Genomic DNA, 10,847 nt, shown 5'->3' on the forward strand with positions numbered 1-10,847 from the left:
CCCTTCAACTTGTTGGTGCGCGCCTGCACCGCGAGATATTCAAGGATGCGATCCTTGACCTTGTCGAGCGCGTAATGATCCTCGTTCAGCACGCCCTCGGCCGCGACCAGATCGCGCTTGATCTTGCTGCGCTTGCCCCACGGCAGGCCAAGCAGCACGTCGAGGTAGTTGCGCACGACCGTCGCCTCGGCGCTCATCGGCGCCATCGTCTTTAGCTTTTTCAGCTCGCTGGTCGCCTTGGCGCGCGCTTCCTTGCTGAGCTTCAGCGTTGCGATCTTCTGCGTCAGCTCGGCGATCTCGTCGCCGTTGCTCTCGTCGTCGCTGTTGCCCAGCTCGCGCTGAATCGCCTTCAACTGCTCGTTGAGGTAATACTCGCGCTGCGTCTTCTCCATCTGACGCTTGACGCGGCTCTTGATCTTCTTCTCGACCTGCAGGACGCCGAGTTCGCCCTCCATCAGCGCGAACGACATTTCCAGCCGCTTGACCGGATCGGTCTCCATCAGCAGCGACTGCTTCTCCGCCACCTTGATCTGCACGTTGCCGGCGATCGAGTCCGACAGCAGCGCCGCCTCGGTGATCTCGCCCAGTTGCGCCGCGGTTTCCGCCGGCAGCTTGCGGTGCAGTTTGGCATAGGCCTCGAACTGCTTGACCACCGAGCGCATCAGCGCGGCGACGTCCGGCCCCTCGACCGGCTTGTCCTGGATCAGCGCAATGTTCGCCGCGAAATAACCGTCGCGCTCGTTCAGCGCTTCCAGCGTCGCGCGCTGCTTGCCCTCGACCAGCACGCGCACCGTGCCATCGGGCAGCTTAAGCAGCTGCAGCACGGACGCGGTGACGCCCATCGAATACAGGTCGTCGCGCGTCGGGTCGTCGTTGGCGGGATCGAGCTGCGCGACGAGGAAAATCTCCTTGTCGGCAGCCATCGCGGCTTCCAGCGCCGCCACCGACTTGTCGCGTCCGACGAACAGCGGAACGATCATGTGCGGGAAGACGACGATGTCGCGAAGCGGCAGGACGGGAAGCGTAAGCGTCATGAAAACTCCGGGGTCGCCGAACAGCGGCGACGTTCATGATCCTATATGGTGCGCCGGCGATTTCCATCAATCGTTGCGGCGGCGGTACGCCCGGGCTGTCCTAAGCTGCCCCGCGCGTGTCATGCTGTGCACGATGCCGCCGCTTTCCCAAATCCTCCGCCACGTTCAACTGCCTCGGTTCGCCTTCGTCGGCTCCCGCCTGCCCGCGATGCAAAGTAGGTCCGGTATGATGTCAACTTCGCGGACGGCGCAGGCCCGTCTGAACTTACGAGTACAGCTCCTGGAAAGCCTGCATTTGTAAGAAAAGCCGTTGTTCGACAGCAGCTTGCCTTTTCGCCCCGTCCCACTCGCCGCCTTGAACGCGTAAGTTGATACGAAAAACAAAACCCTCCGCCATTCTCAACTTCCTCAACTTGTCATTTCTGCAATCGCTCAATCATCCGAGAACCCGATGCCCCGTCTGACTGCTGCCCTCCTTGCCCTCCCGCTCCTGGCACTCGCCCCACCGCCGAAGGGCAGCCCGCCGATCTCGGAGCAGACGCAGCGCTCGGGCGGCCCGTTGCTGCCCGAACAAACTGCCCTGCGCTTCGACCACGCCGATCTCTCGTTCGAGGTGTTGCCCGAGCGTCAGGCACTGAACGGCGTCGCCACGCTCACCTTCACCGCCCGCGCAACCCTCACACGATTGCTGATCGACCTCGATCACAATCTGCCGATTTCGGCGATCAGCATCGACGGTCGCCCGCTCGCCCGCACTGCGTGGACCAACCCCGATGGTCGCCTCACGATCACGCTTCCCCGCCCGATTCTGGCGGGCAAACGGGTCGTCGCCCGGATCAGCTACGGCGGCACCCCGCACGTCGCCGTCAATGCGCCGTGGGATGACGGCATGGTGTGGTCGAAGACACCGGATGGCCGCACCTGGTTCGCCACCACGGCCGAGGGCTACGGCTGCGACCTGTTCTGGCCCTGCCTAGATTTCCCGACCGGCGAGCCGGCCTCGGTCGACCTCCACATCACCGTTCCCGCCGGGCTCAAGGCACCGTCGAACGGTCGCCTGCTCGGCATCGACCAGCTTCCCGACGGCCGCACCCGCTGGAACTGGCGCGCGCGCCAGCCCAACACCTACGCGATCGCTCTCAACGTCGGTCCGTACGAGGAGATTTCGGGCACGTACAAGAGTCGCTTCGGCAACACGATCCCGATGAGCTACTGGTACCTGCCCGGCGAGAAGGCGAAGGCAGAAGCGCTATTCGCCGAGTTCGCCCCCACGCTCGACTTCTTCGAGGCGACGGTCGGCCCCTATCCCTTCGGTGGCGAGAAACTCGGCGTGGTCGAGACCCCGCACAAGGGCATGGAGCACCAGACGATCAACGCCTACGGCAACAATTACGCCAAGGCACCCGAGGGCTTCGACTGGCTGTTCCACCACGAACTCAGCCACGAATGGTTCGGCAACCAACTCACCGTCGCCAACTGGGACGATTACTGGCTGCACGAGGGCTTCGGCAGCTACATGCAACCGCTCTACGGCCGGTGGCGCGAGGGCGACGCCCGCTATCACGTCATGCTCGATACGCAGCGGAACCTGATCGCGAACGACCATCCCATCGTGCGTGACAAGGTGCTGACCGAGGAAGAAGTCTACGAACCAAAGCTCGGCGGACCCGGCACCGACATCTACTACAAGGGATCGTGGATGCTCCACACCCTTCGCTGGCTGATCGGCGACGCCGCCTTCTTCAAGGCGATGCGACTAGAGGTCTACGGCCGCGACGATCCGAAGCCCGGCAACTTTACCCCGCGCTACGGCTCGACCCGCGAGTATCAGCGGATCGTCAACCAGGTCACCGGGCAGAACTACGACTGGTTCTTCGACGCCTATCTTCGCCAGGCCGCACTGCCCGATCTGGTCGCCACGCCCCGCCCCGGCAATCGTACCGAACTGCGCTGGAAGGTCCCCGGCGGTGGTACGTTCCCAATGCCGGTCGAGATCAGCCTCGACGGCAAGGTACAGCGCCTCGCGATGACAGACGGCGTCGCCACCATCGCCACACCACCCGGCACGCACCTCGTCATCGATCCGGAGGCGCGTGTGTTGCGGCGCAATCCGGCCGTTGAGGCGTTCCGTGCCTGGACGAACCAGCAGAGGTCACGCAAATGAACGATCGCACAACCGTCAACGTCGGCGATGACAGCACCATGCTCGGCCTGAAACGAGCGGGCGAAATGGCGGCAGTGTTCATGATCGGTGACGGTCTGCTCGGCATCCTACAGCCCACCCGCCACGTCGATCTGTGGCGGTCGAAGGTCGGGATCGTCGACGCCCTCGTCTCTCCCTTCGGCGGCAAACCGACCCGCCGCCGCCTCTACGGCCTGGTTCAGTTATCCGCCGGCATCGCCCTCGCGGCGACATTGCGCCCGAAAAAGGAGTGAGGTGACGGCACCTCGCAAAAGACGAGGTGCCCGATCGATCAGCCGTTGGACTTAAGCGGCACCATCTGCTGATGCTGCACGACGCGCCAGTTCTCGTGCGACAGCCAGCGATAGGTCGAGGTGCAATACGCCGCGTATCGCTCCTCGCCACGCGACGCCTCGACGTGGTAGGCGACGACGATCAGCCCCTCCTGCGGCCGCGCAACCTGCCGCTCGCTGATCTCGACCATTTCCCAGCGCGGTGTCTTCTTGACCGCTTCGATCGCCTGCTGACCGCTCATCACGAACGGCGGCTCGGGCAGCACCATCAGGCACTCGTCATCGATCGACTCTTCATAATGCTCCGGGCTTGCCGTCCACAGGCTCTCCTCGAAACTCCAAACGCGATTGTCGTCCACGAACCATGCTCCCGTTGTTCATCAGGACAATGGAAGGCGTGGTCCTTCGTTCCCCCGAGGTGAAGCCTCCACAAACAGAAAGGGCGCCACCGAACAGATCGGCAGCGCCCTTCTTGCACATGGAGAAAGAAGTCAGGCAGCGCCTTCGGCCACCTTCTTCTTCTCGGCATACACGCGTATCGGTTCCTTCCGACCCTCGACCACGTCCTTGTCGATCATCACCTCGTCGATCGAGTCCATACCCGGCAGATCGAACATCGTATCGAGCAGGATTGCTTCCAGGATAGAGCGTAGCCCGCGCGCACCGGTCTTACGCTCGATCGCCTTCTTGGCGACCGTCGTCAGCGCATCGTCGGTGAAGCCGAGCTTGGTTTCCTCCATCTCGAACAACTTCTGATACTGCTTGACCAGGGCGTTCTTGGGCTCACTCAGGATCTTGACCAGCGCGGGCACGTCGAGGTCTTCCAGCGTCGCGATCACCGGCAGGCGACCAACGAACTCCGGAATCAAACCGAACTTGAGCAGATCCTCCGGCTCGGTTTGACGCAGCATCTCGCCGGTGCGCTTCTCCTCCGGCGAGGCGACATAGGCGCCGAAGCCGATCGACTTGCCCTGCAACCGGTCGCCGATGATCTTCTCGAGTCCCGAGAACGCACCGCCGCAGATGAACAGGATGTTGGTCGTGTCGACCTGCAGAAACTCCTGCTGCGGGTGCTTGCGGCCACCCTGCGGCGGTACGCTGGCGGTTGTGCCTTCCATGAGCTTGAGCAGTGCCTGCTGAACGCCCTCACCCGACACATCGCGCGTGATCGACGGATTTTCAGCCTTGCGGCTGATCTTGTCGATCTCGTCGATGTAGACGATGCCGCGCTGCGCACGCTCGACGTTGTAGTCCGATGCCTGCAGCAGCTTGAGGATGATATTCTCGACGTCCTCGCCGACATAGCCCGCCTCGGTCAGCGTCGTCGCGTCCGCCATCGTGAACGGCACGTCGAGAATGCGTGCCAGCGTTTGCGCGAGCAACGTCTTGCCGCAGCCTGTCGGGCCGACGAGTAGGATGTTCGACTTGGCAAGCTCAACGTCGGCACCCTTCGCGCCGTGGTTCAACCGCTTATAATGGTTGTGCACCGCGACCGAGAGCACGCGCTTGGCCTGCTTCTGCCCAATCACGTAATCGTCGAGCACGTCGCAGATTTCCTGCGGTGTCGGAACGCTGCCGTCCTTCTTGGACACGAGAGCCGACTTCGTCTCCTCGCGGATGATGTCGTTGCACAATTCGACGCATTCGTCGCAAATAAAGACCGTCGGACCGGCGATCAGCTTGCGCACCTCGTGCTGCGACTTGCCGCAGAACGAGCAGTAAAGAGTGCTCTTGGAGTCGCCGCCGGAGAGCTTCGTCATTCAATCATCCTTCCCGCGCATCCGCGGTATGGTGGGGCAGGCATCGTAGCCTGCCCCTCGTTCATTGGGCAATGCCGTATGGTCGAGCGAGCGCTCAGGCGGCAGCCGCTACGTCATCGGCGGGTGCCGGCCGCTTGTCGAACACCTCGTCGATCAGACCGAAATCCTTCGCTTCGTTCGCTTCGAGGAAGGTGTCGCGGTCCATGCGGCGCTCGATTTCCTCGATCGGCTGCCCGGTGTACTGGCTGTAGAGCTCGTTCATCCGCTTGCGGATGCGCAGAATTTCCTTGGCCTGGATCTCGATGTCGGACGCCATGCCCTGCGCACCGCCCGACGGCTGATGGATCATGATGCGCGCATTGGTCAGCGCCACGCGCATGCCCGGCTCACCGGAGGCGAGCAGGAAGCTGCCCATCGACGCCGCCTGACCGATGCACACAGTGCCGACGCGTGGCCGAATGTACTGCATCGTGTCATGGATCGCCATGCCCGCCGTCACGACACCGCCCGGCGAGTTGATGTACATGAAGATGTCCTTCTTCGGGTTCTCCGACTCAAGGAACAGCAACTGCGCAGTAATCAGCGAGGCCATGCCGTCCTCGACCCCGCCGGTCACGAACACGATACGTTCGCGCAGCAAGCGACTAAAGATGTCGAAGCTGCGCTCACCGCGGTTCGACTGCTCGATCACGATCGGAACAAGCCCCGCCTGGGTCTGCTGCATACCGACGCCGGCGCTCGCCAACTTGCCCGCGAAATCGCCGTTGTCGAACGGATTGTGCATGGAAAAACTCTCTTGAAGGGAAGACCGACAACATCGGCGCTAGCGCTGGCTTGTTCAAGCCCCAACCGCCGCCGAGGTCAGGATGGTCGATGCGGTGCCGAATGGGCGAGATAGGCGAGCCGGCGAACCTCACGCCTGCCGCGTACCACCGTGTCGAGGATCAACCCGGCGAAGAACGCGAGGGTCGCGATGATCATCAGTCCGGTCACCAGAATGGCGGTCGGCACCCGCGGCACCAGTCCGGTGTGTGCGTAGGTGATCGCCAGCGGTACAGCGAGGATAACGCCCACGGCCGCGAGCAAGGCGCCGAGCGCACCGAAGAACCACAAAGGTCGCTCGATCCGGTACAGCGTGACGATCGTGCCTAGAATGCGCCAGCCATCGCGATAGGTCGACAGCTTGGATGCAGATCCTTCCGGGCGCGCAAAATAGGGTGTACTCACCTCGGCCACCGGCATCTTTAGTTCCAGCGCATGAACGCTGATCTCGGTTTCGATCTCGAAGCCGACCGACAGCACCGGAAAGCTCTTCACGAAGCGCCGGGAAAAGACGCGGTAACCGGATAGAATGTCGCTAAAGCTGCGCCCGAACAACCGCGCGAGCATCCCGGTCAGCATCGCGTTGCCGAACTGATGACCGCGTCGGTAAGCCTCGACCGCCTCGTGAACCCGGCTGCCGACGACCATGTCCAGTTGCTCGTCGATCAGGCGGGCGACCAGCGTCGGCGCGGAGGCGGCGTCGTAAGTCGCGTCACCGTCGGCCATAACATAGACATCGGCGTCGACGTCGGCGAACATGCGCCGCACGACCGCGCCCTTGCCCTGGATGCGCTCGGTTCGCACGATCGCACCCGCGGCGCGCGCGACTTCAACCGTCCGGTCGCGGCTGTTGTTGTCGTACACGTAGATGGCGGCGTCGGGCAGCGCCGCCCGAAATCCGGCGATCGTCTGCGCGATCGCGGCTTCCTCGTTATAGCAGGGAAGCAGGACGGCGATCGTCGGAGTGTTGGATTGCGACATGTTGAACTGCGGCACACGGCACCCGTACGAGCGACGCCGGCGCGGCGCCATAGACTGATGAACGACAGCCCACGGCGACGCCGCGGGTGAGCGCTACTTCCTAGCGCCCACCCATTAACATCACGCTTCGGTCTTCGGCGCCTTCTTCGCGCGCGACTTCTTCGCAGCCGGCGCAGCTTCGTCCGCCGCGACCGTGCCGTCCGCTGCCTCGGCCGCAACCGGGTCGGCCTCTAGCACCTGCGTCTCGGCTTCAACCGGCGCACCCTTCTTGGCACGCGGCTTCTTCGCGGATGCAGCCGTGTCGCTGTCGCTTGGCTCTACCGCCGCGTCGGCGCCCTTTGCAGCCGGCTTCTTGGCGCTTTTCTTCGCCGGCTTCGCGTCGGTCGACTCGGACGCAGCAGCATTGGCGTCGTCCACCGGCTCGGCCGCAGCCTTCTTGGCCTTCTGCTTGGGCTTGTGGTTGTCGTGATCATGCGTGTGCGTGCCGGTCGCGAAACCGTCCTCGCTCTCGATCGCGGCCTCCAGCTCCTCGCGCGTCGTCTCGCGGTCGGTGATCTCGGCCTTGTCGAACAGGAAGTCGACAACCTTGTCCTCGTACAGCGGTGCACGCAACTGAGCGGCCGCCATCGGCTCCTGCTGGACGTACTGGACAAACTGCTGACGCTGCTCGGCCGGATACTGCTGCGCGGCCTGCATGATGAGGCGCTGCATTTCCTGCTGGTTGACTTCCACACCGTTCGCCTGACCAATCTCGGACAGCAGCAGCCCCAGACGCACGCGACGCTCCGCGATCTTGCGGTAATCGTCGCGCTCGGCTTCCATCTCGTCGAGCGCCGCTTGCTGATCAGGCTCGTGCGTCGCTTCGTGCTGCAACTGCGCCCAGATCTGGTTGAACTCCGCCTCGACCATCGACGGCGGCACTTCGAAGTCGTGGCCCTCGGCCAGCTGGTCGAGCAGCTTGCGCTTCATGTGCGTGCGGGTGAGCCCGTTATGCTCCTGCTCGATCTGCCCCTTGAGCAAGCCGCGTAGCTGCTCCAGGCTCTCGAGCCCCAGGTTGGTCGCGAGCTCGTCGTCGATCACGCTCTCGCCCGCAGTCTTCACCGACTTGATCTTGAGGTCGAACGTCGCGTCCTGACCGGCCAGCTCCTTGGCGGGGTAATCCTCGGGGAAGGTGACCTTGATCTGGCGCTCTTCGCCCGCCCTGGCGCCGACGACTTGGTCCTCGAAGCCGGGGATCAGTCGACCCGAGCCGATCTCAACCGCCATGTCCTCGCCGGTGCCACCCTCGAAGGCGACGCCATCCAGGGTCTTGCCGACGAAATCGACCGTGACGAGGTCGCCCTGCTCGGCGGCCTTGTCACCGGCATCATCCCACTTCTTCTGCTGGTCGGCGAACTTCTGCAGGTGCGCGTCGACCGCCTCATCGGCGACCGGCACGGTCAGACGCTCGAGCTTCAGCGCATCGATCGCGGGCGTCGGAACCTGCGGCAGCACTTCCAGCTCGACCTTGAGCTCGGCATCCTTGCCTTCCTCGTACCCGTCGGCCAGCTCGACCGAGGGCTGGGTCGCGGGACGCAGCTGCTTCTCGGCGATCAGCGACTGCACGCCGTCCTGGATCGAGGTGTTGAGCGCTTCCTGCATCAGCGCAGGACCGTGCATCTTGCGCACGAGGTTGGCGGGCACCTTGCCGGGACGGAAGCCGGGCATGCGGATCTGCGGAGCGACGCGCTTCAACTCGGCGTCGACCTTCTTCGCGATGTCGGCGGCGGGGATGGTGAGGGTGTAGGCGCGCTTCAGCCCCTCGTTCAACGTCTCCACAGTCTGCATGTTACGCCTTCGCTTCTAGGAATATCGTAGATGGTGGCACCCGCGCAGGCAGCGCGGGACTGGTGCGGGCGAAGGGACTCGAACCCCCACATCTTGCGATGGCAGGACCTAAACCTGCTGCGTCTACCAGTTCCGCCACGCCCGCACAGGACACCGTCGGTCGCGCGCCTCTATACCGTCGAAACCGCGGGAGCAAGCGCGGCGGCAACCGAACCCTCGCCGCCCGCGTTCATGTGTCCGAAGGAGAAGAGATCATGGCGACCAACCCGGGCGACCTGCCCGCCGACGTGCCGCAGCCGACCCAGCCCGCGCAGCCCGACATTCCGCCACCCGAGGTGTCCCCCCCTGGACCCGACATCGACATGCCCAGCCCCGGCGCGCCGAACGAGACGCCCGCACCTGCCAACCCGACGATCTGAGGACACCATGAGCGAACCGAAGACCATCGATCCCGTCGCCGGCCGCGACGATGATCGTTCCGACATTCAACAGGCAGTCGACGCGCGTAGCGACGCGCTCGCGCGCGGCGAAGGTGGACCCGAGCCTGCGATGTTCACCGACACTGGAGAGTTCGATGGCAATAGCGGCACCGGCGGCGAGGTGAAAAACCAGGACGACACGCAACAGTGATGAAAAAAGGGGCGGCCACCGCACGGTGACTGCCCCTTGTTCTTGCCTCGGCCGTTAAAGGACGATCAGCCCGCCAGCGACTTCTTCAACAAGTCGTTCACGACCTGCGGATTGGCCTTGCCCGCCATCGCCTTCATCGTCTGCCCGACGAAGAAGCCGAACAGCGCCTCCTTGCCGCCGCGATACTGTTCCAGCTGCTTGGGGTTCTTCTCTAGCACGTCGGCGATCACCGCCTCTATCGCGCCGGTATCGCTGGTCTGCTTGAGTCCGCGCTCCTCGACGATCTTGCCGGGGGCATCGCCCGTCTCCAGCATCGCCTCGAACACCTGTTTGGCAAGACTGCCTGACAGCGTTCCATCAGCCACCAGCGCGAGCAGTTCCGCCGCCTGACCCGGCTGGACCGGGCTCTCGCCGATCGACTTGCCCAAGCGGTTGAGTGCACCGAACAGCTCGCTCGTCACCCAATTCGCCGCCGCTACCGGCTTCGCACCCGCATCGAGCAGTGCGTCGAACCAGCGCGCGCTCTCGACCTCGGCGGTGATCACGTCGGCGGCATAGGCGCTAATCTCCAACGCCTCGTACCGCTTGCGCTTCGCGCCGGGCAGTTCAGGCAGCGACGCGCGACATTCATCAAGGAACGCATCGTCCAGCTCCAGCGGCAATAAGTCGGGATCCGGGAAATAGCGATAATCATGCGCGTCTTCCTTTGACCGCATCGACCGCGTCGTGCCGGTGTCGGGATTGAACAGCCGCGTTTCCTGCTGGATCGTGCCGCCGTCTTCCAGCACCGCGACCTGCCGCTTGGCCTCATGCTCGATCGCGGCCATCACGAAGCGAATCGAATTGACGTTCTTCGTCTCGGTACGTGTGCCGAACTCGTCACCCGGCTTGCGCACGCTGACGTTGACGTCGGCGCGCATCGATCCCTGGTCCATGTTCCCGTCGCACGACCCGACGTAGCGCAGGATCGAACGCAGCTTGGTGAGGTACGCGCCTGCCTCCGCCGGCGAGCGCATGTCGGGCTTCGACACGATCTCCATCAGCGCGACGCCCGAGCGGTTGAGGTCGACGTAGGAGCGCGTCGGGTGCTGATCGTGCATCAGCTTGCCAGCGTCCTGCTCGATGTGAATGCGCTCCACCCCGATGGTCTTGCTATGACCCTCGTCCTCGATCTCGACCGCGCCCTCACCGACCAGCGGATGGTAGAGCTGGCTGATCTGATACCCCTGCGGCAGATCGGCGTAGAAATAGTTCTTGCGGTCAAACCGCGACCATTTGTTAATCTGCGCGTCGATCGCCATTCCTGTGCGCACCGCCT

11 protein-coding genes and 1 tRNA gene are annotated in these 10,847 nt (G+C 63.8%); 4 read left to right on the forward strand and 8 right to left on the reverse strand.

Features of this window, described 5'->3' with window-relative positions; genetic code table 11:
• Positions 1 to 1,034 (reverse strand): LON peptidase substrate-binding domain-containing protein (locus tag QZ847_RS10810; RefSeq protein ID WP_294356424.1); only part of this gene is annotated, 1,034 nt, incomplete at its 3' end.
• A 451-nt stretch (positions 1,035 to 1,485) separates the two neighbouring features.
• Between QZ847_RS10810 and QZ847_RS10815 the strand changes: the two genes are divergently transcribed.
• Together QZ847_RS10815 and QZ847_RS10820 are read left to right on the forward strand one after the other, a co-directional pair.
• Positions 1,486 to 3,198 carry a M1 family metallopeptidase gene (locus tag QZ847_RS10815; protein ID WP_294356426.1) on the forward strand — a complete coding sequence of 571 codons (1,713 nt, stop codon included), beginning with the start codon at positions 1,486 to 1,488 and terminating at the stop codon, positions 3,196 to 3,198.
• The gene (locus QZ847_RS10820) at positions 3,195 to 3,470 is read left to right on the forward strand and encodes a hypothetical protein (RefSeq protein ID WP_294356427.1); all 276 of its coding nucleotides are present in this window, start codon (positions 3,195 to 3,197) and stop codon (positions 3,468 to 3,470) included. Before QZ847_RS10815 ends, QZ847_RS10820 begins: the two co-directional genes overlap by 4 nt.
• A 38-nt stretch (positions 3,471 to 3,508) precedes the next feature.
• Here the strand turns inward: QZ847_RS10820 and QZ847_RS10825 are convergent, their stop codons facing one another.
• The 6 genes from QZ847_RS10825 to QZ847_RS10850 form a co-directional block, all read right to left on the reverse strand.
• Positions 3,509 to 3,868, reverse strand: coding sequence for a DUF4440 domain-containing protein (locus QZ847_RS10825; RefSeq protein WP_294356428.1), 360 nt, complete (start codon positions 3,866 to 3,868; stop codon positions 3,509 to 3,511).
• Between the two features lie 132 nt (positions 3,869 to 4,000).
• Positions 4,001 to 5,269, reverse strand: coding sequence for an ATP-dependent Clp protease ATP-binding subunit ClpX (clpX, locus tag QZ847_RS10830; RefSeq protein ID WP_294356429.1), 1,269 nt, complete (start codon positions 5,267 to 5,269; stop codon positions 4,001 to 4,003).
• A gap of 94 nt (positions 5,270 to 5,363) precedes the next feature.
• Positions 5,364 to 6,053: an ATP-dependent Clp protease proteolytic subunit gene (locus QZ847_RS10835; protein ID WP_281243224.1), complete on the reverse strand. Its 690-nt coding sequence runs from the start codon at positions 6,051 to 6,053 to the stop codon at positions 5,364 to 5,366.
• 77 nt (positions 6,054 to 6,130) lie between these two features.
• Positions 6,131 to 7,072: a glycosyltransferase family 2 protein gene (locus QZ847_RS10840; RefSeq protein WP_294356432.1), complete on the reverse strand. Its 942-nt coding sequence runs from the start codon at positions 7,070 to 7,072 to the stop codon at positions 6,131 to 6,133.
• 120 nt (positions 7,073 to 7,192) lie between these two features.
• On the reverse strand, positions 7,193 to 8,899 hold the full coding sequence (gene tig / locus QZ847_RS10845) for a trigger factor (protein WP_294356434.1): 1,707 nt from the start codon (positions 8,897 to 8,899) through the stop codon (positions 7,193 to 7,195).
• A gap of 60 nt (positions 8,900 to 8,959) precedes the next feature.
• Positions 8,960 to 9,044: transfer RNA gene (locus tag QZ847_RS10850), tRNA-Leu, on the reverse strand.
• A 109-nt stretch (positions 9,045 to 9,153) separates the two neighbouring features.
• Between QZ847_RS10850 and QZ847_RS10855 the strand changes: the two genes are divergently transcribed.
• Together QZ847_RS10855 and QZ847_RS10860 are read left to right on the forward strand one after the other, a co-directional pair.
• Positions 9,154 to 9,318 carry a hypothetical protein gene (locus tag QZ847_RS10855; protein WP_177171476.1) on the forward strand — a complete coding sequence of 55 codons (165 nt, stop codon included), beginning with the start codon at positions 9,154 to 9,156 and terminating at the stop codon, positions 9,316 to 9,318.
• A 7-nt stretch (positions 9,319 to 9,325) separates the two neighbouring features.
• Complete coding sequence (locus QZ847_RS10860) at positions 9,326 to 9,529, forward strand: hypothetical protein (protein ID WP_294193137.1); 204 nt, start codon at positions 9,326 to 9,328, stop codon at positions 9,527 to 9,529.
• A gap of 65 nt (positions 9,530 to 9,594) precedes the next feature.
• Here QZ847_RS10860 and gatB read toward each other — a convergent pair.
• Positions 9,595 to 10,847: Asp-tRNA(Asn)/Glu-tRNA(Gln) amidotransferase subunit GatB (gatB, locus tag QZ847_RS10865; RefSeq protein WP_294356436.1), on the reverse strand; the 1,253-nt coding region annotated here is incomplete at its 5' end.

Origin of the sequence: uncultured Sphingomonas sp., assembly GCF_913778135.1 — a bacterium.
GTDB lineage: Bacteria > Pseudomonadota > Alphaproteobacteria > Sphingomonadales > Sphingomonadaceae > Sphingomonas.

Coding starts and splice junctions, on each gene's coding strand:
- QZ847_RS10855 (WP_177171476.1), top strand. CDS start 9,154: ATGGCGACCAACCCGGGCGACCTGCCCGCCGACGTGCCGCAGCCGACC.
- QZ847_RS10840 (WP_294356432.1), bottom strand. CDS start 7,072: ATGTCGCAATCCAACACTCCGACGATCGCCGTCCTGCTTCCCTGCTAT.
- clpX (WP_294356429.1), bottom strand. CDS start 5,269: ATGACGAAGCTCTCCGGCGGCGACTCCAAGAGCACTCTTTACTGCTCG.
- QZ847_RS10835 (WP_281243224.1), bottom strand. CDS start 6,053: ATGCACAATCCGTTCGACAACGGCGATTTCGCGGGCAAGTTGGCGAGC.
- QZ847_RS10815 (WP_294356426.1), top strand. CDS start 1,486: ATGCCCCGTCTGACTGCTGCCCTCCTTGCCCTCCCGCTCCTGGCACTC.
- QZ847_RS10820 (WP_294356427.1), top strand. CDS start 3,195: ATGAACGATCGCACAACCGTCAACGTCGGCGATGACAGCACCATGCTC.
- QZ847_RS10860 (WP_294193137.1), top strand. CDS start 9,326: ATGAGCGAACCGAAGACCATCGATCCCGTCGCCGGCCGCGACGATGAT.
- tig (WP_294356434.1), bottom strand. CDS start 8,899: ATGCAGACTGTGGAGACGTTGAACGAGGGGCTGAAGCGCGCCTACACC.